This is a genomic window from Pseudomonas sp. A-1, from assembly GCF_004801855.1.
In the GTDB taxonomy this organism is placed as follows: Bacteria; Pseudomonadota; Gammaproteobacteria; order Pseudomonadales; family Pseudomonadaceae; genus Geopseudomonas.
Window position 1 is genome coordinate 1 of record NZ_SSTC01000077.1, and the last position, 18,893, is coordinate 18,893.

31 protein-coding genes and 1 pseudogene are annotated in these 18,893 nt (G+C 62.9%); 31 read left to right on the plus strand and 1 reads right to left on the minus strand.

The window, feature by feature from the left end; all coding sequences use genetic code 11:
• The 29 genes and pseudogenes from E5198_RS16000 to rplQ form a co-directional block, all read left to right on the plus strand.
• Positions 1 to 81, plus strand: a pseudogene (locus E5198_RS16000) (elongation factor Tu); the annotation flags it as partial.
• A gap of 154 nt (positions 82 to 235) precedes the next feature.
• Complete coding sequence (gene rpsJ, locus E5198_RS16005; protein WP_003103876.1) at positions 236 to 547, plus strand: 30S ribosomal protein S10; 312 nt, start codon at positions 236 to 238, stop codon at positions 545 to 547.
• An 87-nt stretch (positions 548 to 634) separates the two neighbouring features.
• Positions 635 to 1,264 (plus strand): 50S ribosomal protein L3, encoded by a 630-nt coding sequence (rplC, locus tag E5198_RS16010; protein ID WP_136490995.1) that lies wholly within the window; start codon positions 635 to 637, stop codon positions 1,262 to 1,264.
• A 15-nt stretch (positions 1,265 to 1,279) separates the two neighbouring features.
• Positions 1,280 to 1,882: a 50S ribosomal protein L4 gene (rplD, locus tag E5198_RS16015; protein ID WP_136490996.1), complete on the plus strand. Its 603-nt coding sequence runs from the start codon at positions 1,280 to 1,282 to the stop codon at positions 1,880 to 1,882.
• Positions 1,879 to 2,181, plus strand: a complete 303-nt coding sequence (rplW, locus tag E5198_RS16020) for a 50S ribosomal protein L23 (RefSeq protein ID WP_136490997.1) — start codon at positions 1,879 to 1,881, stop codon at positions 2,179 to 2,181. The genes rplD and rplW overlap by 4 nt, the downstream gene beginning before the upstream one ends.
• A 14-nt stretch (positions 2,182 to 2,195) precedes the next feature.
• Entirely contained in the window at positions 2,196 to 3,017 is an 822-nt protein-coding gene (gene rplB / locus E5198_RS16025; RefSeq protein WP_136490998.1) for a 50S ribosomal protein L2, read from the plus strand.
• Positions 3,018 to 3,034: 17 nt separating this feature from the next.
• Positions 3,035 to 3,310, plus strand: coding sequence for a 30S ribosomal protein S19 (gene rpsS, locus E5198_RS16030; protein ID WP_136490999.1), 276 nt, complete (start codon positions 3,035 to 3,037; stop codon positions 3,308 to 3,310).
• Between the two features lie 11 nt (positions 3,311 to 3,321).
• Positions 3,322 to 3,654, plus strand: a complete 333-nt coding sequence (rplV, locus tag E5198_RS16035) for a 50S ribosomal protein L22 (RefSeq protein ID WP_136491000.1) — start codon at positions 3,322 to 3,324, stop codon at positions 3,652 to 3,654.
• A 13-nt stretch (positions 3,655 to 3,667) separates the two neighbouring features.
• The gene (gene rpsC, locus E5198_RS16040; protein ID WP_136491001.1) at positions 3,668 to 4,354 is read left to right on the plus strand and encodes a 30S ribosomal protein S3; all 687 of its coding nucleotides are present in this window, start codon (positions 3,668 to 3,670) and stop codon (positions 4,352 to 4,354) included.
• Between the two features lie 14 nt (positions 4,355 to 4,368).
• A complete protein-coding gene (rplP, locus tag E5198_RS16045; protein ID WP_136491002.1) occupies positions 4,369 to 4,782 on the plus strand; it encodes a 50S ribosomal protein L16 in 414 nt (137 codons plus the stop codon).
• Positions 4,782 to 4,973, plus strand: a complete 192-nt coding sequence (rpmC, locus tag E5198_RS16050) for a 50S ribosomal protein L29 (RefSeq protein ID WP_003093720.1) — start codon at positions 4,782 to 4,784, stop codon at positions 4,971 to 4,973. Before rplP ends, rpmC begins: the two co-directional genes overlap by 1 nt.
• 2 nt (positions 4,974 to 4,975) lie before the next feature.
• A complete protein-coding gene (gene rpsQ / locus E5198_RS16055; RefSeq protein WP_136491003.1) occupies positions 4,976 to 5,242 on the plus strand; it encodes a 30S ribosomal protein S17 in 267 nt (88 codons plus the stop codon).
• Between the two features lie 22 nt (positions 5,243 to 5,264).
• Entirely contained in the window at positions 5,265 to 5,633 is a 369-nt protein-coding gene (gene rplN, locus E5198_RS16060) for a 50S ribosomal protein L14 (protein WP_090306378.1), read from the plus strand.
• Positions 5,634 to 5,645: 12 nt separating this feature from the next.
• On the plus strand, positions 5,646 to 5,960 hold the full coding sequence (rplX, locus tag E5198_RS16065; protein WP_136491004.1) for a 50S ribosomal protein L24: 315 nt from the start codon (positions 5,646 to 5,648) through the stop codon (positions 5,958 to 5,960).
• Positions 5,961 to 5,979: 19 nt separating this feature from the next.
• A complete protein-coding gene (gene rplE / locus E5198_RS16070; protein WP_136491005.1) occupies positions 5,980 to 6,519 on the plus strand; it encodes a 50S ribosomal protein L5 in 540 nt (179 codons plus the stop codon).
• 13 nt (positions 6,520 to 6,532) lie between these two features.
• Complete coding sequence (gene rpsN, locus E5198_RS16075; RefSeq protein WP_090350184.1) at positions 6,533 to 6,838, plus strand: 30S ribosomal protein S14; 306 nt, start codon at positions 6,533 to 6,535, stop codon at positions 6,836 to 6,838.
• 178 nt (positions 6,839 to 7,016) lie between these two features.
• A complete protein-coding gene (gene rpsH, locus E5198_RS16080; RefSeq protein ID WP_136491006.1) occupies positions 7,017 to 7,409 on the plus strand; it encodes a 30S ribosomal protein S8 in 393 nt (130 codons plus the stop codon).
• Positions 7,410 to 7,421: 12 nt separating this feature from the next.
• Positions 7,422 to 7,955: a 50S ribosomal protein L6 gene (rplF, locus tag E5198_RS16085; protein ID WP_136491007.1), complete on the plus strand. Its 534-nt coding sequence runs from the start codon at positions 7,422 to 7,424 to the stop codon at positions 7,953 to 7,955.
• 10 nt (positions 7,956 to 7,965) lie between these two features.
• Positions 7,966 to 8,316: a 50S ribosomal protein L18 gene (gene rplR / locus E5198_RS16090; RefSeq protein ID WP_090306395.1), complete on the plus strand. Its 351-nt coding sequence runs from the start codon at positions 7,966 to 7,968 to the stop codon at positions 8,314 to 8,316.
• A 3-nt stretch (positions 8,317 to 8,319) separates the two neighbouring features.
• On the plus strand, positions 8,320 to 8,820 hold the full coding sequence (rpsE, locus tag E5198_RS16095) for a 30S ribosomal protein S5 (RefSeq protein WP_136491008.1): 501 nt from the start codon (positions 8,320 to 8,322) through the stop codon (positions 8,818 to 8,820).
• A 2-nt stretch (positions 8,821 to 8,822) separates the two neighbouring features.
• The gene (gene rpmD, locus E5198_RS16100) at positions 8,823 to 9,005 is read left to right on the plus strand and encodes a 50S ribosomal protein L30 (RefSeq protein WP_090213051.1); all 183 of its coding nucleotides are present in this window, start codon (positions 8,823 to 8,825) and stop codon (positions 9,003 to 9,005) included.
• A 3-nt stretch (positions 9,006 to 9,008) separates the two neighbouring features.
• A complete protein-coding gene (gene rplO / locus E5198_RS16105; protein ID WP_136491009.1) occupies positions 9,009 to 9,443 on the plus strand; it encodes a 50S ribosomal protein L15 in 435 nt (144 codons plus the stop codon).
• Positions 9,444 to 10,772 (plus strand): preprotein translocase subunit SecY, encoded by a 1,329-nt coding sequence (gene secY, locus E5198_RS16110; protein ID WP_136491010.1) that lies wholly within the window; start codon positions 9,444 to 9,446, stop codon positions 10,770 to 10,772. It begins immediately after the preceding gene.
• 28 nt (positions 10,773 to 10,800) lie between these two features.
• Positions 10,801 to 10,917 carry a 50S ribosomal protein L36 gene (gene rpmJ, locus E5198_RS16115; protein ID WP_014854209.1) on the plus strand — a complete coding sequence of 39 codons (117 nt, stop codon included), beginning with the start codon at positions 10,801 to 10,803 and terminating at the stop codon, positions 10,915 to 10,917.
• A 128-nt stretch (positions 10,918 to 11,045) separates the two neighbouring features.
• Positions 11,046 to 11,402, plus strand: a complete 357-nt coding sequence (gene rpsM, locus E5198_RS16120) for a 30S ribosomal protein S13 (protein WP_136491011.1) — start codon at positions 11,046 to 11,048, stop codon at positions 11,400 to 11,402.
• Between the two features lie 30 nt (positions 11,403 to 11,432).
• Positions 11,433 to 11,822 carry a 30S ribosomal protein S11 gene (gene rpsK, locus E5198_RS16125; protein ID WP_003093689.1) on the plus strand — a complete coding sequence of 130 codons (390 nt, stop codon included), beginning with the start codon at positions 11,433 to 11,435 and terminating at the stop codon, positions 11,820 to 11,822.
• Positions 11,823 to 11,838: 16 nt separating this feature from the next.
• Complete coding sequence (gene rpsD, locus E5198_RS16130) at positions 11,839 to 12,459, plus strand: 30S ribosomal protein S4 (RefSeq protein ID WP_136491012.1); 621 nt, start codon at positions 11,839 to 11,841, stop codon at positions 12,457 to 12,459.
• A gap of 22 nt (positions 12,460 to 12,481) precedes the next feature.
• Complete coding sequence (gene rpoA, locus E5198_RS16135; RefSeq protein ID WP_136491013.1) at positions 12,482 to 13,483, plus strand: DNA-directed RNA polymerase subunit alpha; 1,002 nt, start codon at positions 12,482 to 12,484, stop codon at positions 13,481 to 13,483.
• 45 nt (positions 13,484 to 13,528) lie between these two features.
• Positions 13,529 to 13,918, plus strand: a complete 390-nt coding sequence (rplQ, locus tag E5198_RS16140; protein ID WP_090350156.1) for a 50S ribosomal protein L17 — start codon at positions 13,529 to 13,531, stop codon at positions 13,916 to 13,918.
• A gap of 155 nt (positions 13,919 to 14,073) precedes the next feature.
• Here rplQ and uvrA read toward each other — a convergent pair whose 3' ends face one another.
• Complete coding sequence (uvrA, locus tag E5198_RS16145) at positions 14,074 to 16,908, minus strand: excinuclease ABC subunit UvrA (protein WP_136491014.1); 2,835 nt, start codon at positions 16,906 to 16,908, stop codon at positions 14,074 to 14,076.
• A gap of 129 nt (positions 16,909 to 17,037) precedes the next feature.
• Between uvrA and E5198_RS16150 the strand changes: the two genes are divergently transcribed.
• Positions 17,038 to 18,423: an MFS transporter gene (locus tag E5198_RS16150; protein ID WP_136491015.1), complete on the plus strand. Its 1,386-nt coding sequence runs from the start codon at positions 17,038 to 17,040 to the stop codon at positions 18,421 to 18,423.
• A 17-nt stretch (positions 18,424 to 18,440) separates the two neighbouring features.
• On the plus strand, positions 18,441 to 18,893 hold a 453-nt coding region (gene ssb / locus E5198_RS16155), incomplete at its 3' end, for a single-stranded DNA-binding protein (RefSeq protein ID WP_136491016.1).

Below are 18,893 nucleotides of genomic sequence, written 5' to 3' on the forward strand. Positions count from 1 at the left end.
ATGGAAGACGGCCTGCGCTTCGCCATCCGCGAAGGCGGTCGTACCGTCGGCGCCGGCGTGGTTGCCAAGATCATCGAGTAATCGACGATCTCTGAACGAGAAGGCCCCCGCCCGGTGCGGGGGCCTTCTCGTTTCTGCTCATTTGTTGACACCCCCAAGGGGCATCCGTACAATTGCGCCTCCTTTTACCGGGCGTATTCCGCTTGGTGGGAATAGCATAGAGTCTGAGGTCAAAATGCAAAACCAACAAATCCGTATTCGGTTGAAGGCTTTTGACCACCGCCTGATCGATCAATCTACCCAGGAAATCGTGGAAACCGCGAAACGTACTGGTGCTCAGGTCCGTGGTCCGATCCCCCTGCCGACCCGCAAGGAGCGGTTCACCGTGCTGATTTCTCCGCACGTCAACAAGGATGCGCGTGATCAGTACGAAATTCGTACTCACAAGCGTGTGCTCGACATCGTTCAGCCGACCGACAAGACCGTCGACGCGCTGATGAAGCTCGACCTTGCTGCTGGCGTCGAAGTACAGATCAGCCTCGGCTGAAATCCATCCCCGGATTTCGGTCGTGTAACGCTCTGAAATGGGCGGCCATAGCGGGTGAAAGCCCCGTACACTCAAGAGGTTCAAGACATGACTATTGGTGTAGTCGGTCGTAAGTGCGGCATGACCCGCATTTTCACCGAAGAAGGTGTCTCTATTCCGGTTACGGTCATCGAGGTCGAGCCGAATCGCGTCACCCAGTTCAAGAATGAAGAGAGCGATGGCTATCGCGCCGTACAGGTGACTGTCGGCGAGCGTCGCGCTTCCCGTGTGACCAAGGCTCAGGCCGGTCACTTCGCCAAGGCCAGCGTTGCTGCCGGTCGCGCCGTTCTGGAATTCCGCCTCGAAGAAGGCGAGTTCAAGGCTGGCGACCAGCTCACCGTTGAGCAGTTCCAGGCAGGCCAGCTGGTCGACGTGACCGGTCAGTCCAAGGGTAAAGGCTACGCCGGTACCATTAAGCGCTGGAACTTCCGCGGCCAGGACAACACCCACGGCAACTCCGTTTCTCACCGTGCTCCGGGTTCCATCGGCCAGTGCCAGACTCCTGGTCGAGTGTTCAAGGGCAAGAAGATGTCCGGTCACCTGGGCGCCGAGCGCGTGACCGTGCAGTCCCTGGAAGTTGTTCGTGTCGATGCCGAGCGCAATCTGCTGCTGGTCAAGGGCGCTGTCCCGGGTGCCACTGGCGGTGACGTGATCGTGCGTCCGGCTGCCAAGGCTTAAGGGGAGATTCGAGAGATGCAACTGAATGTGAACGGTGCGCAGGCGATCGAAGTCTCCGAGCGTACCTTTGGTGGCGAGTTCAACGAGACCCTGGTGCACCAGGCTGTCGTCGCCTACATGGCTGGCGGTCGTCAGGGCTCCCGCGCCCAGAAGACCCGCGCCGAAGTGCGTGGCGGTGGCAAGAAGCCGTGGCGTCAGAAGGGTTCGGGCCGTGCCCGTGCCGGTTCCAGCCGCAGCCCGATCTGGCGTGCCGGTGGCGTGACTTTCGCCGCCAAGCCGCAGGATCACGCGCAGAAGCTCAACAAGAAGATGTACCGTGCCGCCCTGCGCTCGATCCTGAGCGAACTGGTGCGCCAGGAGCGTCTGGTCGTTGTTGAGGACTTCGCCGTGGACGCGCCGAAGACCAAGGCTCTGGTAAGCAAGCTGGGTACTCTGGGTCTGAACGACGTGCTGATCGTGACCGACGCTGTCGACGAGAACCTGTACCTGGCAGCGCGCAACCTGCCGCACGTCGACGTCCGTGACGTGCAGGGTTCCGACCCGGTCAGCCTGATCGCCTACGACAAGGTGCTGGTCACCGTGTCCGCCGTGAAGAAATTCGAGGAGCTGCTGGGATGAACCAGGAACGCGTATTCAAAGTGCTGGTTGGCCCGCACATCTCCGAGAAGGCCACGACCCTTGCCGATGGCAAGAGCCAGTTCGTTTTCAAGGTTGCCACCGACGCAACCAAGCTGGAAATCAAGAAGGCCGTCGAAAGCCTGTTCGGCGTCAAGGTCGAGCGCGTCAGCACCCTGAACGTCAAGGGCAAGACCAAGCGCACCGCGCGTGGCTTCGGTAAGCGCAACGACTGGAAAAAGGCGTACATCGCCCTCCAGCCGGGCCAGGACCTCGATTTCACCAGCGGCGCCGCTGAGTAAGGTAGGAGTGCATCATGGCAATCGTTAAGTGCAAGCCGACTTCCGCTGGCCGCCGTTTCGTGGTCAAGGTTGTCAATGCCGACCTGCACAAGGGCGCTCCGTACGCTCCGCTGGTCGAGAAGAAGAGCAAGACCGGTGGTCGTAACAACAACGGTCGCATCACCACCCGCCACATCGGCGGTGGTCACAAGCAGCACTACCGTCTGGTCGACTTCCGTCGCGACAAGGATGGCATCCCTGCCATCGTCGAGCGCGTGGAATACGATCCGAACCGTACTGCCCACATCGCCCTGCTGAAGTACGCAGACGGCGAGCGTCGTTACATCATCGCGCCGAAGGGCGTGAGCGCTGGTGACCAGCTGATCTCCGGTGCCCACGCGCCGATCAAGGCTGGCAACAGCCTGCCGCTGCGCAACATTCCGGTCGGCTCCACCATTCACGGTATCGAGCTGAAGCCGGGCAAGGGTGCCCAGATCGCGCGTTCCGCCGGTGCATCCGTGCAGCTGGTCGCTCGTGAAGGTGCCTACGTGACCCTGCGTCTGCGCTCCGGCGAGATGCGCAAGGTCTTGGCCGAGTGCCGCGCTACCCTGGGCGAAGTCTCGAACTCCGAGCACAGCCTGCGTTCTCTGGGCAAGGCCGGCGCCAAGCGCTGGAAAGGTGTCCGTCCGACCGTTCGTGGTGCCGCCATGAACCCGGTTGACCACCCGCATGGTGGTGGTGAAGGTCGTACCTCCGGTGGCCGTCATCCGGTATCGCCGTGGGGCTTCCCGACCAAGGGCGCGAAGACCCGTTCCAACAAGCGCACCGACAACATGATTGTCCGTCGCCGCAAGTAACGTAGAGGGATACGACAGTGCCGCGTTCTCTGAAAAAAGGTCCGTTTATCGATCTTCACCTCATCAAGAAGGTCGAAGTGGCGGTGGAAAAGAGCGACCGTAAGCCGATCAAGACCTGGTCGCGTCGTTCGATGATCCTGCCGCAGATGGTCGGTCTGACCATCGCCGTGCATAACGGTCGTCAACATGTCCCGGTTCTGGTGAACGAAGACATGGTCGGCCACAAACTGGGCGAGTTTGCCGCTACCCGCACCTATCGCGGTCATGTGGCCGACAAGAAAGCCAAGCGTTAAGGGGTAAGGAAATGGAAGTAGCCGCTAAGTTGTCGGGCGCTCGCATCTCCGCCCAGAAAGCCCGCTTGGTCGCCGACCAGATCCGCGGGAAGAAGGTGGGTGAAGCGCTCAACCTGCTGGCATTCAGCAGCAAGAAAGCCGCCGCCGTCATCAAGAAAGTGCTGGAATCGGCCGTGGCCAACGCCGAGCACAACGAAGGCGCCGACGTGGACGACCTGAAGGTCTCCACCGTCTACGTCAACGAAGGGCGCTCGCTGAAGCGCATCATGCCGCGCGCCAAGGGCCGTGCTGATCGCATCGTCAAGCGGTCTTGCCATATCACTGTCAAGGTTGCGGACAAGTAACGGAGTCGATCAGATGGGTCAGAAAGTACATCCCACTGGCATTCGCCTGGGCATCGTCAAGGAGCACACCTCGGTCTGGTACGCTGACAAGCGTACCTACGCCGACTACCTGTTCACCGACCTCAAGGTCCGTGAATACCTCCAGGACAAACTAAAAAGCGCGTCCGTGAGCCGTATCGACATCGCTCGTCCGGCTCAGACTGCACGCATCACCATCCACACCGCTCGTCCCGGCATCGTGATCGGCAAGAAGGGTGAAGATGTTGAGAAGCTGCGTCAGGACCTGACCAAGCAGATGGGTGTGCCGGTGCACATCAACATCGAAGAGATCCGCAAGCCGGAACTCGACGGTTTGCTGGTTGCGCAGAGCGTAGCTCAGCAGCTGGAGCGTCGCGTGATGTTCCGTCGCGCCATGAAGCGCGCGGTGCAGAACGCCATGCGCATTGGTGCCAAGGGCATCAAGATCCAGGTGAGTGGTCGTCTGGGCGGTGCGGAAATCGCCCGTACCGAATGGTACCGCGAAGGTCGTGTGCCCCTGCACACCCTGCGTGCCGACATCGACTATGCCACCTACGAAGCGCACACCACCTACGGTGTGATCGGCGTCAAGGTTTGGATCTTCAAGGGCGAGGTCATCGGTGGCCAGCACGAAGAGCTCAAGCCGCAAGCGCCTGCGCCTCGCAAAAAAGCTGCTAAGTAAGAGGAGTACGCAACATGCTGCAACCCAAGCGTACAAAATTCCGCAAGCAGATGACCGGCCACAACCGTGGTCTGGCTCAGCGCGGTAGCAAGGTCAGCTTCGGCGAGTTCGCGCTGAAGTCTGTTAGCCGTGGTCGTCTCACCGCACGTCAGATCGAGGCCGCACGTCGCGCCCTGACCCGTCACGTCAAGCGTGGCGGCAAGATCTGGATCCGCGTGTTCCCCGACAAGCCTGTCACCAAGAAGCCCCTCGAAGTTCGTATGGGTAAAGGTAAGGGTGGCGTCGAGTACTGGGTAGCCCTGATCCAGCCGGGCAAGGTCCTGTACGAGATCGAAGGCGTTTCCGAAGAGCTGGCTCGCGAGGCTTTCGCCCTGGCGGCTGCAAAGCTGCCGCTCGAGACCACCTTTGTTAAGCGGACGGTGATGTGATGAAAGCGAACGAACTTCGTGAAAAATCCGTTGAGCAGCTGAACGAGCAACTGCTCGGCCTGCTGCGCGACCAGTTCAATCTGCGCATGCAGAAGGCAACTGGCCAGTTGGGGCAGTCTCACCTGCTCTCGCAAGTGAAGCGCGACATCGCTCGCGTGAAAACTGTGCTCAACCAGCAAGCAGGTAAGTAATCATGGCTGAAGCTCAGAAGACCGTCCGTACGCTGACCGGCAAAGTCGTCAGCGACAAAATGGACAAGACCATCACCGTCCTGATCGAGCGCCGCGTGAAGCACCCGATCTACGGTAAATACGTGAAGCGTTCGACCAAGCTGCACGCCCACGACGAAAGCAACCAGTGCCGCCTGGGTGACCTGGTCACCATTCGCGAGACTCGTCCGCTGGCCAAGACCAAGGCCTGGACCCTGGTCGAAATCGTCGAACGTGCCGTGGAAGTCTAAGGACTAAGGGTCGGAGAAAGATATGATTCAGACTCAATCCATGCTCGACGTCGCCGATAACAGCGGTGCTCGTCGCGTGATGTGCATCAAGGTCCTGGGTGGTTCGCACCGTCGTTACGCCGGTATTGGCGACATCATCAAGGTCACCGTGAAGGAAGCGATTCCGCGCGGCAAGGTCAAGAAAGGCCAGGTGATGAGCGCGGTCGTTGTCCGCACCCGTCATGGCGTGCGTCGTCCGGATGGCTCGATCATCCGTTTCGACGGCAACGCCGCGGTCCTGCTGAACAACAAGCAGGAGCCCATCGGCACCCGTATCTTTGGCCCGGTGACTCGTGAACTCCGTACCGAGAAGTTCATGAAGATCGTCTCCCTGGCCCCCGAAGTGCTCTAAGGAGTAGCCGTCATGCAAAAGATTCGTCGTGACGACGAAGTCATCGTCATCGCCGGCAAGGACAAGGGCAAGCGTGGCAAGGTGCTGAAGGTGCTGGCTGACGACCGTCTGGTCGTCGGTGGCGTCAACCTGATCAAGCGCCACACCAAGCCGAACCCGATGCTGGGCGTTCAAGGCGGTATCGTCGAGAAAGAGGCGCCGCTGCACGTTTCCAACGTTGCGATCTTCAACGCCGAAACCAACAAGGCTGACCGCGTTGGCTTCAAGGTCGAAGACGGCAAGAAAATTCGTGTCTTCAAGTCCACCCAGAAGCCGGTTGGCGCTTGAGAAGCATAGGTAAAACACCATGGCACGATTGAAAGATATTTACCGGAACGAAATCGCTCCCAAGCTGAAGGAAGACCTGCAGCTGGCGAACGTGATGGAAATTCCGCGCATCACCAAAATCACCCTGAACATGGGCCTCGGCGAAGCGATCGGTGACAAGAAGGTCATCGAGAACGCGCTGGGCGACATGGAGAAGATCGCCGGCCAGAAGCCGGTGGTCACCTATGCTCGCAAGTCCATCGCCGGTTTCAAGGTCCGCGAGGGCTGGCCGATCGGTATCAAGGTGACTCTGCGTGGCGATCGCATGTACGAATTCCTGGATCGTCTGATCACCATCTCCCTGCCGCGCGTGCGTGACTTCCGCGGCCTGAATGCCAAGTCCTTCGACGGTCGTGGCAACTACAGCATGGGCGTGAAAGAGCAGATCATCTTCCCGGAAATCGATTACGACAAGATCGATGCGCTGCGTGGGATGGACATCACCCTGACCACCACCGCCCGTACCGATGACGAAGGCCGCGCCCTGCTGCGCGCCTTCAAATTCCCGTTCCGCAACTGATTGGAGTAGGAACATGGCCAAAATGAGCATGAAGAACCGTGAGCTGAAGCGTCAGCAAACGGTCGCGAAGTACGCCAAGAAGCGTGCCGAGCTGAAAGCTGTCATTGCCAGCCCGAACTCCACTCCGGAGCAGCGCTGGGAAGCCCTGGTAGCCCTGCAGAAGCAGCCGCGCGATGCGTCGGCCAGCCGTCTGCGCAACCGCTGCCGCATCACCGGTCGTCCGCACGGCTTCTACCGCAAGTTCGGCCTGAGCCGTAACAAGCTGCGTGAAGCCGCCATGCGTGGTGATGTGCCGGGTCTGGTCAAGGCCAGCTGGTAAGACAGACAAGGCTCCCGGGTCCGCCCGGGAGCCCGGTCAAGCGAATCAAGCCCCTCTGGGGCTTGATTCGTTTTTGATCAGTCTCTAGAATGTCTGGCTCGCCTGAGTCCGGCATTCGTGCCCGAGCGCGGGCTAATACAGCCGAAAGGCTTTTTTTTGTTTCAGGAGCATCAAGCCCATGAGTATGCAGGACCCGTTAGCGGACATGCTAACTCGTATCCGTAATGCCCAGATGGCTGAGAAGACTGTGGTGAGCATGCCGTCTTCCAAGCTGAAGGCAGCAGTCGCCAAGGTTCTGAAGGACGAAGGCTACATCGCGGATTACCAGGTCAGCGGCGACATCAAGCAGCAGCTGTCCATCGAGCTGAAGTATTTCGAAGGCAAGCCGGTCATCGAAGAGCTCAAGCGCGTAAGCCGTCCCGGTCTGCGTCAGTACAAGGCTGTCGAGCAGCTGCCGAAAGTTCGCGGCGGTCTCGGCGTTTCCATCGTCTCCACCAACAAGGGTGTGATGACGGATCGCGCTGCTCGCGCTGCCGGTGTCGGCGGCGAAGTACTGTGCACCGTGTTCTAAGGGGGAGTCAGCATGTCTCGCGTTGCTAAGAACCCCGTCAAGCTGCCCGCCGGTGTCGAAATCAAGCTGGCCGGTCAGCAGCTTTCGGTGAAGGGTGCCAAGGGCGCTCTGGAACTGAAGGTGCATCCTTCGGTGGAAGTGATTCAGGAAGAAGGTGAGCTGCGTTTCGCTGCCCGCAACGGCGACCAGCAGACCCGCGCCATGGCCGGTACCACCCGCGCCCTGGTCAACAACATGGTTGTTGGTGTCAGCGAAGGCTTCCAGCGCAAGCTGCAGCTGGTTGGCGTCGGCTACCGTGCTCAGGCCAAAGGTCAGACCCTGTCGCTGGCCCTCGGCTTCTCGCATCCGATCGAGTACGAACTGCCGGAAGGCGTCACTGCCGAAACCCCGAGCCAGACCGAGATCCTGATCAAGGGTGTCGACAAGCAGGTGGTTGGTCAGGTGGCTGCCGAGATCCGCGACTTCCGTCGTCCGGAGCCTTACAAAGGTAAGGGTGTGCGTTACGCCGACGAAGTTGTCCGTCGTAAAGAAGCCAAGAAGAAGTAGGGCATAGCAAATGAGCGACAAGAAAGTTATCCGTCTGCGTCGCGCTCGCCAGGCACGCCTGAAGATGCGCGAGCTGGAGGCCGTACGCCTTTGCGTGTACCGCTCTTCCCAGCACATGTACGCCCAGGTCATCTCGGCCGACGGCGGCAAGGTCCTGGCCAGCGCCTCGACTCTGGACGCGGAGCTGCGTGGCGCTGCCACCGGCAACGTCGAAGCTGCCAAGAAGGTTGGCCTGCTGGTCGCCGAGCGCGCGAAAGCCGCCGGTGTCACCCAGGTGGCATTCGACCGTTCTGGCTTCAAGTACCACGGTCGTGTGAAGGCACTGGCCGATGCTGCTCGTGAAGGCGGGCTGGAGTTCTAAGTTATGGCGAACAACGAGCAGAAGCGCGACGAAGGCTACATCGAGAAGCTGGTTCAGGTTAACCGCGTTGCCAAGACCGTCAAGGGCGGCCGCATCTTCACCTTCACCGCGCTGACCGTGGTGGGTGATGGCAAAGGTCGCGTCGGTTTCGGTCGTGGCAAGTCCCGCGAAGTTCCGGCTGCGATCCAGAAGGCCATGGAAGCTGCGCGCCGCAACATGATCCAGGTCGATCTGAACGGCACCACCCTGCAGTACCCGATCAAGTCCGCCCATGGCGCCTCCAAGGTGTACATGCAGCCGGCTTCGGAAGGTACCGGTGTGATCGCCGGCGGTGCCATGCGCGCCGTCCTGGAAGTGGCCGGTGTGCACAACGTTCTGGCCAAGTGCTACGGCTCGACCAACCCGGTGAACGTGGTGTACGCCACCTTCAAGGGTCTGAAGAGCATGCAGTCTCCGGACTCCGTGGCGGCCAAGCGTGGCAAGAGCGTCGAGGAGATTCTCTGATCATGTCGAATGCCAAGATCAAGGTCACGCTGATCAAGAGCGTGAACGGCCGTCTGGCCAACCACAAGGCGTGCGTCAAGGGCCTCGGCCTGCGTCGCATCAACCACACCGTAGAGGTCCTGGACACCCCCGAGAATCGCGGGATGATCAACAAGGCCTACTACCTGCTGCGTGTGGAGGGTTAATCCATGCAACTGAACGATCTGCGTTCCGCGCCGGGTGCCCGTCGCGAGAAGCTGCGTCCGGGCCGTGGTATCGGTAGCGGCCTGGGCAAGACCGGTGGCCGCGGCCACAAGGGCCAGACCTCGCGTACCGGCGGCAAGATTGCCCCGGGCTTCGAGGGCGGCCAGCAGCCGCTGCACCGCCGTCTGCCGAAGTTCGGCTTCACCTCCCTGAAGGCCATGGATCGCGCAGAAGTGCGCACCTCCGAGCTGGCCAAGGTGGAAGGTGACGTCGTCACCCTGCAGGCGCTGAAGGATGCCAACGTGATCAACGAAAACGTGCAGCGTGTCAAAGTCATGCTGTCCGGCGACGTTGCTCGCGCTGTTACCCTGAAGGGCATCGCCGTCACCAAGGGTGCACGTGCGGCCATCGAAGCAGCTGGCGGCAAAATCGAGGACTAAATGGCTAAGCAAGGTGCTCTCTCCGCGCTCAGCAATGGCGGGCTGTCCGAGCTCTGGGCTCGTTTGCGTTTCCTGTTCATGGCGATCATCGTCTACCGGATCGGCGCGCACATCCCGGTGCCCGGCATCAACCCTGACCGGCTGGCCGAGCTGTTCCGGCAGAACGAGGGGACCATTCTTAGCCTGTTCAACATGTTTTCCGGTGGCGCGCTGGAGCGCATGAGCATCTTTGCACTGGGGATCATGCCGTACATCTCGGCATCGATCATCATGCAGCTGATGACGGCGGTCAGTCCGCAACTGGAGCAGTTGAAGAAGGAAGGTGAGGCTGGTCGACGCAAGATCAGCCAGTACACCCGCTACGGCACTGTTGCCCTGGCGCTGGTCCAGGCCACCGGCATGTCCGTTGGTCTGGCCAGTCAGGGTGTGGCCTTCAGCACCGATTTCGGTTTCCACTTCGTGGCGGTCACCACCTTCGTGGCGGGGGCGATGTTCATGATGTGGCTGGGCGAGCAGATCACCGAGCGCGGCATCGGCAACGGCATCTCGATGCTGATCTTTGCCGGTATCGTGGCCGGCCTGCCGTCGGCGATCGGGCAGTCCTTCGAGTCTGCCCGTCAGGGTGATATCAACATCTTCGCCCTGATTGCCATCGGTCTGCTGGCCGTCGCGATCATCGGTTTCGTGGTGTTCATCGAGCGTGGCCAGCGTCGCATCGCGGTGCACTACGCCAAGCGTCAACAGGGCCGCAAGGTCTTCGCGGCGCAGACCAGCCACCTGCCGCTGAAGGTGAACATGGCCGGCGTCATTCCGGCGATCTTCGCCAGCAGCATCCTGCTGTTCCCGGCCTCCCTGGGTGCCTGGTTCGGTCAGGGTGAAGGCATGGGCTGGATGCAGGACATCGCGCAGGCGATCGCGCCCGGTCAGCCGTTGAACATTCTGCTGTTTAGTGCAGGGATCATTTTCTTCTGCTTCTTCTACACGGCGCTGATGTTCAATCCGAAGGACGTGGCGGAAAACCTGAAGAAGTCCGGTGCCTTCATTCCGGGTATCCGTCCCGGCGAGCAGTCGGCGCGCTACATCGATGGCGTTCTGACCCGCTTGACCATGTTCGGTGCTCTGTACATGACGGCCGTATGCCTGCTGCCCCAGTTCCTGGTGGTGGCGGCCAATGTGCCGTTCTACCTTGGCGGGACCTCGTTGCTGATCGTCGTGGTCGTTGTGATGGACTTCATGTCCCAAGTACAATCGCACCTCGTTTCGCACCAGTACGATTCCCTGATGAAGAAAGCCAACCTGAAGGGCTACGGCAGCGGCATGCTGCGCTGACCGTCCCGTAAGGTTCGAGGAGTTGGTGATGAAAGTTCGTGCATCGGTCAAGAAGCTGTGCCGCAACTGCAAGATCGTGCGCCGTGAAGGCGTCGTTCGCGTGATCTGCAGCGCGGAGCCGCGCCACAAGCAGCGCCAAGGCTGAGTGTGATCTGCGAACCAGCCCGGCAGCTAGTGCGCTGCCGGGTTGATTATTTGTTATTACAGCGTTAATATCCACGCCCTTTTCTTGGCTTCCGGGGCGCGGATAGCTGTCAATTGGAGTTTTTCTGAATGGCCCGTATTGCAGGCGTCAACATTCCGGATAACAAACACACTGTTATCTCGCTGACCTACATCTATGGTGTCGGTCGCACCACCGCGCAGAACATCTGCGCCGCCACCGGGGTCAACCCGGCGGCGAAAATCAAGGATCTGAGCGACGAGCAGATCGAGCAGCTGCGTGGCGAAGTCGCCAAGCTCACCACCGAAGGTGACCTGCGCCGCGAAATCAACATGAACATCAAGCGCCTGATGGACCTCGGCTGCTACCGCGGCCTGCGTCACCGTCGCGGCCTGCCGGTTCATGGTCAGCGCACCAAGACCAACGCCCGTACCCGCAAGGGTCCGCGCAAGCCGATCCGCAAGTAATCGCATCCGCGAATCGACAGGAATATAGTCATGGCAAAACCTGCTGCTCGTCCTCGTAAGAAAGTCAAAAAGACGGTGGTTGATGGCATCGCCCACATCCACGCGTCCTTCAACAACACCATCGTGACCATCACCGACCGTCAGGGCAACGCTCTGAGCTGGGCGACTTCCGGTGGTTCCGGTTTCCGCGGCTCGCGCAAGAGCACTCCGTTCGCTGCCCAGGTGGCGGCCGAGCGCGCCGGCCAGGCCGCTCTGGAGTACGGCCTGAAGAACCTCGACGTCAACGTCAAGGGTCCGGGTCCGGGTCGTGAATCCGCCGTGCGTGCCCTGAACGCCTGCGGCTACAAGATTGCCAGCATCACCGACGTGACGCCGATCCCGCACAACGGGTGCCGTCCGCCGAAGAAGCGTCGCGTGTAATAGGAGACAGTGAAGAATGGCTCGTTACATTGGTCCGAAATGCAAACTGTCCCGTCGCGAAGGCACTGACCTGTTCCTGAAGAGCGGCGCCCGCGCTCTGGAATCCAAGTGCAATATCGAAGCGGCCCCCGGTATCCATGGCCAGCGCCGTGGTCGCCTGTCCGAGTACGGCACCCAGCTGCGCGAGAAGCAGAAGGTCCGCCGCATCTACGGCGTGCTGGAGCGTCAGTTCAGCGGTTACTACAAGGAAGCAACCCGTCGCAAGGGTTCGACCGGCGAGAACCTGCTGCAACTGCTTGAGTGCCGCTTGGACAACGTCGTCTACCGCATGGGCTTCGGTGCCACCCGTGCCGAATCCCGCCAGCTGGTTTCGCACAAGGCCATCACCGTCAACGGTCAGACCGTCAACATCCCGTCTTACCAGGTCAAGGCTGGCGACGTCGTCGCTGTCCGTGAAAAGGCCAAGAACCAGCTGCGTATCGCCCAGGCTCTCGAGCTGTGCGCCCAGCGTGGCCGCGTTGAGTGGGTGGAAGTTGATGCCGAGAAGAAGTCCGGCCTGTTCAAGAGCGTGCCGGCTCGCAGCGATCTGTCCGCTGACATCAACGAAAACCTGATTGTCGAGCTCTACTCCAAGTAAGAGCTAGAAAATAGGTGCATCCATGCAGAGTTCGGTAAATGAGTTTCTGACCCCCCGTCACATCGACGTTCAGGTGGTCAGCCCGACCCGCGCCAAGATCACGCTCGAGCCTCTCGAGCGCGGTTTTGGTCACACACTGGGCAACGCGCTGCGTCGCATCCTGTTGTCCTCCATGCCTGGCTGCGCAGTGGTTGAGGCTGAAATCGATGGCGTACTCCACGAGTACAGCGCCATCGAGGGTGTGCAGGAAGATGTGATCGAGATCCTGCTCAACCTGAAAGGCCTGGCCATCAAGCTGCACGGTCGTGATGAAGTGACGCTGACCCTTTCCAAGAAGGGTCCGGGTGCGGTCACCGCTGCCGATATTCAGCTGGATCACGATGTCGAGATCGTGAACGGTGACCACGTCATCGCCAACCTGGCGGACAACGGTGCCCTGAACATGCGTCTGAAAGTGGCGCGCGGCCGTGGCTATGAGCCCGCCGACGCCCGCCAGAGCGACGAGGACGAGAGCCGTTCGATCGGCCGCCTCCAGCTCGACGCCTCGTTCAGCCCGGTCCGTCGCCTGGCCTACGTGGTGGAAAGCGCCCGTGTCGAGCAGCGTACCAACCTGGACAAGCTGGTCCTCGACCTGGAAACCAACGGTACCCTGGATCCCGAAGAGGCCATCCGTCGTGCCGCGACCATCCTGCAGCAGCAGCTGGCCGCGTTCGTCGACCTCAAGGGTGACAGCGCTCCGGTGGTGGAAGAGCAGGAAGACGAGATCGACCCGATCCTGCTGCGCCCCGTCGATGATCTGGAACTGACCGTGCGTTCGGCCAACTGCCTGAAGGCGGAGAACATCTACTACATCGGTGACCTGATTCAGCGCACCGAAGTGGAGCTGCTCAAGACGCCGAACCTGGGCAAGAAGTCCCTGACCGAGATCAAGGACGTTCTGGCTTCCCGCGGTCTTTCCCTCGGCATGCGCCTCGACAACTGGCCGCCGGCAAGTCTGAAAAAGGATGACAAGGCGACTGCCTGATCGTCCCTGATAACCGAACTCAAGGTTTGGTAAGGAATTTCAATCATGCGTCATCGTAAAAGTGGCCGTCACCTGAGCCGCACCAGCGCACACCGCAATGCCATGTTCCAGAACATGGCGGTGTCGCTGTTCGAACACGAGCTGATCAAGACCACCCTGCCCAAGGCGAAAGAGCTGCGTCGCGTTGCCGAGCCGCTGATCACCCTGGCCAAGGAAGACAGCGTCGCCAACCGTCGTCTGGCTTTCGACCGCACCCGCTCCAAGGCTGCTGTCGGCAAGCTGTTCAACGAGCTGGGCAAGCGCTACGCCAACCGTCCGGGCGGCTACCTGCGCATCCTCAAGTGCGGTTTCCGCGCTGGCGACAACGCGCCCATGGCGTACGTCGAGCTGGTTGATCGTCCGGTTGCCGGTGCTGTGGAAGCAGCTGCCGAGTAAGTTCGGGTGATTCACAAGAAGCCGGGCCCAGTGCCCGGCTTTTTGTTGCCCGCGTTTTCTGCCCGGGGTAGAGCCGGCGCGCGCGGCTTGCGGATGCGACAAGGCCGGGCTTGATGCCCGGCCTTGTCGTGTACGGCGGGCGTTCCGCGCAGGAGCTACGCCCGGTCGCGCTCCAGCAGCGGGCCGAGGAAGCGCCCGGTGTGCGATTGCGGCATGGCGGCGACCTGCTCAGGCGTGCCCGTGGCGATGATCTGCCCGCCGCGCGAGCCGCCCTCGGGGCCGAGGTCGACCAGCCAGTCGGCGGTCTTGATCACGTCGAGGTTGTGCTCGATCACCACCACGGTGTTGCCGTGGTCGCGCAGGCGGTGCAGCACGTCGAGCAGTTGCTGGATGTCGGCGAAGTGCAGGCCGGTGGTCGGTTCGTCGAGGATGTACAGGGTCTTGCCGGTATCGCGCTTGGACAGCTCGCGGCTCAGCTTGACCCGCTGCGCCTCGCCGCCGGACAGGGTGGTGGCGCTCTGCCCCAGCTTGATGTACGAGAGGCCCACGTCGATCAGCGTCTGCAGCTTGCGCGCCACCGCCGGCACCGCATCGAAGAATTCGCGCGCTTCCTCGATGGTCATCTCCAGCACCTCGTGGATGTTCCGGCCCTTGTACTTCACCTCGAGGGTCTCGCGGTTGTAGCGCTTGCCCTTGCACACGTCGCACGGCACGTAGATGTCCGGCAGGAAGTGCATCTCCACCTTGATCACCCCGTCGCCCTGGCAGGCCTCGCAGCGCCCGCCCTTGACGTTGAACGAAAAGCGCCCCGGACCGTAGCCGCGCGAGCGCGACTCCGGCACCCCGGCGAACAGCTCGCGGATCGGGGTGAACAGTCCGGTGTAGGTGGCCGGGTTGGAGCGCGGCGTGCGGCCGATCGGGCTCTGGTCGATGTCGACCACCTTGTCGAGGTGCTGCAGGCCGTCGAGGCTGGCGTAAGGCGCCGCCTCCTGCGACTCGGCACCGTTCAGCGCATGGGCGGCCAGCGGGAACAGGGTGTTGTTGATCAGCGTCGACTTGCCCGAACCGGACACGCCGGTGACGCAGGTGAACAGGCCGAGCGGGATCTCCAGGTCGACGCTGCGCAGGTTGTTGCCGCGCGCGCCCTTGAGCCGCAGCAGCTTGTTGCGGTCGACGGACGTGCGCTCGGCCGGGTAGCGGATCTTCGCGCGGCCGGACAGGTACTTGCCGGTCAGCGACTCGGGGTGGGCCATCACCTCGGCCGGGGTGCCCTGGGCGACGATGCGGCCGCCGTGCACGCCGGCGCCCGGGCCGATGTCGACCACGTAGTCGGCCAGGCGGATGGCGTCCTCGTCGTGCTCGACCACGATCACCGTGTTGCCGAGGTTGCGCAGGTGGGTGAGGGTGGCCAGCAGGCGCTCGTTGTCGCGCTGGTGCAGGCCGATCGACGGCTCGTCGAGGATGTACATCACTCCGACCAGGCCGGCGCCGATCTGGCTGGCCAGGCGGATGCGCTGCGCCTCGCCGCCGGACAGGGTGTCGGCGCTGCGCTCCAGGGTCAGGTAGTCGAGGCCGACGTTGACCAGGAACTGCAGGCGCTCGCGGATCTCCTTGAGGATCTTCGCGGCGATCTCGCCGCGCCGACCGCTCAGGCTGAGATCGGCGAAGTAGTTGCAGGCGTCGCCCACCGGCAGGGCGGTGACCGCCGGCAGGGTCCGCTCGCCGACCCACACGTGGCGCGCCTCGCGGCGCAGGCGGGTGCCACGGCAGTCCGGGCAGGGCTGGGTGCTGAGCAGCTTGGCCAGCTCCTCGCGCACGCTGCTCGACTCGGTCTCGCGGTAGCGGCGCTCCAGGTTGGGCACGATGCCCTCGAACGGGTGGGCGCGGCGGACGATGTCGCCGCGGTCGTTGAGGTAGCGGAACTCCACCTCCTCGCGGCCGCTGCCATGCAGCAGCAGCTTCTGCACCGCCACCGGCAGCGCGTCGAACGGCTCGTCGAGGCTGAAGCCGTAGTGCGCGGCCAGCGAGCCGAGCATCTGGAAGTAGTAGACGTTGCGCCGGTCCCAGCCGCGGATCGCGCCCTCGGCCAGGCTCAGCTCGCCGTTGACCAGCCGGCGCGGGTCGAAGAACTGCTTCACGCCCAGGCCGTCGCAGCTCGGGCAGGCGCCGGCCGGGTTGTTGAAGGAGAACAGTTTGGGCTCCAGCTCGCCGATCGAGTGGCCGCAGTGCGGGCAGGCGAAGCGCGCCGAGAAGATGATCTCCGTGCCGTTCTCCCCCTCCATCGGGGCGACCAGGGCGATGCCGTCGGCCAGCTTGAGGGCGGTCTCGAAGGATTCGGCCAGGCGCTGCTGCAGGTCGCCGCGCACCTTGAAGCGGTCGACCACCACGTCGATGCTGTGCTTCTTCTGCTTGTCGAGCCTGGGCAGCTCGTCCAGCTCAAAGAGCCTGCCGTCGACTCGTGCGCGCACGAAGCCCTGGGCGCGCAGCTCCTCGAACACCGACAGGTGCTCGCCCTTGCGCTCGCGGATCACCGGAGCCAGCAGCATCAGCTTGCTGCCTTCGGCGAGGGCCAGCACCTGGTCGACCATCTGGCTGACCGTCTGCGCCTCCAGCGGCACGTCGTGCTCCGGGCAGCGCGGGGTGCCGACGCGGGCGTAGAGCAGGCGCAGGTAGTCGTAGATCTCGGTGATGGTGCCGACCGTCGAGCGCGGGTTGTGCGAGGTGGACTTCTGCTCGATGGAGATCGCCGGCGACAGGCCCTCGATGGTGTCGACGTCGGGCTTCTCCATCATCGACAGGAACTGGCGGGCGTAGGCCGACAGCGATTCCACGTAGCGGCGCTGGCCCTCGGCGTACAGGGTATCGAAGGCCAGCGACGACTTGCCCGAGCCGGACAGGCCGGTGATGACGATCAGCTTGTCGCGCGGCAGGGTGAGGTCGATGTTCTTCAGGTTGTGGGTGCGCGCCCCACGGATCAGGATCTGGTCCACTGCAGCCTCGCATGGCGGGCGGAAAAGCCCGGAGTATACGGCTGCCGTCTGCCGGGCGGCAAAGCGCCGCGCCTGTGCCGGCGGCGGCGGTGCTGCTAGAATTGCGCCCCCGTTTTTCGAGGTGAAGTCATGCACGATCCGCACTCCGAGCGCATGAGTCCGACCGAGCAGCGTGCGGCTGCCGGTCTGGCCTCGGTATTCGCCTTCCGCATGCTCGGCATGTTCATGGTGCTGCCGGTGCTGGCGACCTACGGCCAGGATCTGGCCGGTGCCACGCCGTTGCTGATCGGCCTGGCCATCGGCGCCTACGGCCTGACCCAGGCCGTGCTGCAGATCCCCTTCGGCATCCTCTCCGACCGCATCGGCCGCCTGCCGGTGATCTACGTCGGCCTGCTGATCTTCGCCGCCGGCGCGGCGCTGGCGGCCAGCGCCGACTCCATCTGGGGGGTGATCGCCGGCCGGGTGCTGCAGGGCGCCGGGGCGATCTCCGCGGCGGTGATGGCGCTGCTCTCCGACCTCACCCGCGAGCAGCACCGCACCAAGGCCATGGCCATGATCGGCATGAGCATCGGCCTGTCGTTCGCCGCCGCCATGGTCATCGGCCCGCTGCTGACCCGCGCCTTCGGTCTGGCCGGGCTGTTCTGGGTCACCGCCGGCATGGCCCTGTTCGGCATCCTGATCATCGCCGTGCTGGTGCCCAGGCCGCAGAGCGCCCTGCAGCACCGCGAGTCCGGCGTGGCCCGCCAGGCGCTGTGGCCGACCTTGCGCGATGGCCAGCTGCTGCGCCTGGACTTCGGCATCGCCGCGCTGCACGCCATCCTGATGGCCAGCTTCGTCGCCCTGCCGCTGGCGCTGGTCGAGCAGGGCGGGCTGCCGAAGGAGGAGCACTGGTGGGTCTACCTGGTCGGCCTGCTGGTCGGCTTCTTCGCCATGATTCCGTTCATCATCTACGGCGAGAAGCGTCGGCAGATGCGCCGCGTGCTGGTCGGCGCGGTCGGCGTGCTGCTGCTCTGCGAGCTGTTCTTCTGGCAGCTCGGCAACAGCCTGGTCGCGCTGGTGATCGGCACCCTGGTGTTCTTCACCGCCTTCAACCTGCTGGAGGCCTCGCTGCCGTCGCTGATCAGCAAGATGGCACCGGCCGGCGGCAAGGGCACGGCGATGGGCGTGTATTCCACCAGCCAGTTCCTCGGCGCCGCCCTCGGCGGCCTGCTCGGCGGCTGGCTGTTCCAGCAGGGCGGGGTGGCCGCGGTGTTCCTCGGCTGTGCGCTGCTCGCTGCCCTGTGGCTGGGGTTTGCTGCTACTATGCGCGAACCGCCGTATGTGACCAGTCTGCGCCTGTCGCTGTCGCCCGAAGCGCTGCGCGAGGCGGGGCTGGTAGAGCGTCTGAAGGCAGTGCCCGGCGTGGCCGATGCTGTCGTGGTGGCCGAGGAGGCCGCCCTGTATGTCAAGCTGGATGCCCAACAAGTGGATCGCACGTCCATCGAGCGCCTGGTCAATCCGGCGCCGACGTGCTGAAGCCTTAGGAGAAAGTCATGGCTCGCGGAGTCAACAAAGTCATTCTGGTGGGTAACGTCGGGGGCGATCCGGAAACCCGTTACCTGCCCAACGGCAATGCAGTGACCAACATCACCCTGGCCACCAGCGACAGCTGGAAGGACAAGCAGACCGGCCAGCTGCAGGAGCGCACCGAGTGGCACCGTGTGGTGTTCTTCGGCAAGGTCGCCGAGATCGCCGGCGAGTACCTGCGCAAGGGCTCCCAGGTCTACGTCGAGGGCCGCCTGCAGACCCGCAAGTGGCAGGACCAGTCCGGCCAGGACCGCTACACCACCGAGATCGTGGTCGACATGGGCGGCCAGATGCAGCTGCTCGGCAGCCGCGGCGGCAACGCCGAGGGCGGTGACTACGCCCAGCGTCCGGCGCGCCCGCAGCGCGAGCCGCAGCAGCAGGCGCCGCGCGAGTCGCGTCCGGCCCCGCAGCAGCCGGCC

Bases quoted from the DNA above. Each gene is read 5' to 3' on its own strand.
- rpsJ (WP_003103876.1), top strand. From the start codon at position 236: ATGCAAAACCAACAAATCCGTATTCGGTTGAAGGCTTTTGACCACCGC.
- rplC (WP_136490995.1), top strand. From the start codon at position 635: ATGACTATTGGTGTAGTCGGTCGTAAGTGCGGCATGACCCGCATTTTC.
- rplD (WP_136490996.1), top strand. From the start codon at position 1,280: ATGCAACTGAATGTGAACGGTGCGCAGGCGATCGAAGTCTCCGAGCGT.
- rplW (WP_136490997.1), top strand. From the start codon at position 1,879: ATGAACCAGGAACGCGTATTCAAAGTGCTGGTTGGCCCGCACATCTCC.
- rplB (WP_136490998.1), top strand. From the start codon at position 2,196: ATGGCAATCGTTAAGTGCAAGCCGACTTCCGCTGGCCGCCGTTTCGTG.
- rplV (WP_136491000.1), top strand. From the start codon at position 3,322: ATGGAAGTAGCCGCTAAGTTGTCGGGCGCTCGCATCTCCGCCCAGAAA.
- rpsC (WP_136491001.1), top strand. From the start codon at position 3,668: ATGGGTCAGAAAGTACATCCCACTGGCATTCGCCTGGGCATCGTCAAG.
- rplP (WP_136491002.1), top strand. From the start codon at position 4,369: ATGCTGCAACCCAAGCGTACAAAATTCCGCAAGCAGATGACCGGCCAC.
- rpmC (WP_003093720.1), top strand. From the start codon at position 4,782: ATGAAAGCGAACGAACTTCGTGAAAAATCCGTTGAGCAGCTGAACGAG.
- rpsQ (WP_136491003.1), top strand. From the start codon at position 4,976: ATGGCTGAAGCTCAGAAGACCGTCCGTACGCTGACCGGCAAAGTCGTC.
- rplN (WP_090306378.1), top strand. From the start codon at position 5,265: ATGATTCAGACTCAATCCATGCTCGACGTCGCCGATAACAGCGGTGCT.
- rplX (WP_136491004.1), top strand. From the start codon at position 5,646: ATGCAAAAGATTCGTCGTGACGACGAAGTCATCGTCATCGCCGGCAAG.
- rplE (WP_136491005.1), top strand. From the start codon at position 5,980: ATGGCACGATTGAAAGATATTTACCGGAACGAAATCGCTCCCAAGCTG.
- rpsN (WP_090350184.1), top strand. From the start codon at position 6,533: ATGGCCAAAATGAGCATGAAGAACCGTGAGCTGAAGCGTCAGCAAACG.
- rpsH (WP_136491006.1), top strand. From the start codon at position 7,017: ATGAGTATGCAGGACCCGTTAGCGGACATGCTAACTCGTATCCGTAAT.
- rplF (WP_136491007.1), top strand. From the start codon at position 7,422: ATGTCTCGCGTTGCTAAGAACCCCGTCAAGCTGCCCGCCGGTGTCGAA.
- rplR (WP_090306395.1), top strand. From the start codon at position 7,966: ATGAGCGACAAGAAAGTTATCCGTCTGCGTCGCGCTCGCCAGGCACGC.
- rpsE (WP_136491008.1), top strand. From the start codon at position 8,320: ATGGCGAACAACGAGCAGAAGCGCGACGAAGGCTACATCGAGAAGCTG.
- rpmD (WP_090213051.1), top strand. From the start codon at position 8,823: ATGTCGAATGCCAAGATCAAGGTCACGCTGATCAAGAGCGTGAACGGC.
- rplO (WP_136491009.1), top strand. From the start codon at position 9,009: ATGCAACTGAACGATCTGCGTTCCGCGCCGGGTGCCCGTCGCGAGAAG.
- secY (WP_136491010.1), top strand. From the start codon at position 9,444: ATGGCTAAGCAAGGTGCTCTCTCCGCGCTCAGCAATGGCGGGCTGTCC.
- rpmJ (WP_014854209.1), top strand. From the start codon at position 10,801: ATGAAAGTTCGTGCATCGGTCAAGAAGCTGTGCCGCAACTGCAAGATC.
- rpsM (WP_136491011.1), top strand. From the start codon at position 11,046: ATGGCCCGTATTGCAGGCGTCAACATTCCGGATAACAAACACACTGTT.
- rpsK (WP_003093689.1), top strand. From the start codon at position 11,433: ATGGCAAAACCTGCTGCTCGTCCTCGTAAGAAAGTCAAAAAGACGGTG.
- rpsD (WP_136491012.1), top strand. From the start codon at position 11,839: ATGGCTCGTTACATTGGTCCGAAATGCAAACTGTCCCGTCGCGAAGGC.
- rpoA (WP_136491013.1), top strand. From the start codon at position 12,482: ATGCAGAGTTCGGTAAATGAGTTTCTGACCCCCCGTCACATCGACGTT.
- rplQ (WP_090350156.1), top strand. From the start codon at position 13,529: ATGCGTCATCGTAAAAGTGGCCGTCACCTGAGCCGCACCAGCGCACAC.
- E5198_RS16150 (WP_136491015.1), top strand. From the start codon at position 17,038: ATGCACGATCCGCACTCCGAGCGCATGAGTCCGACCGAGCAGCGTGCG.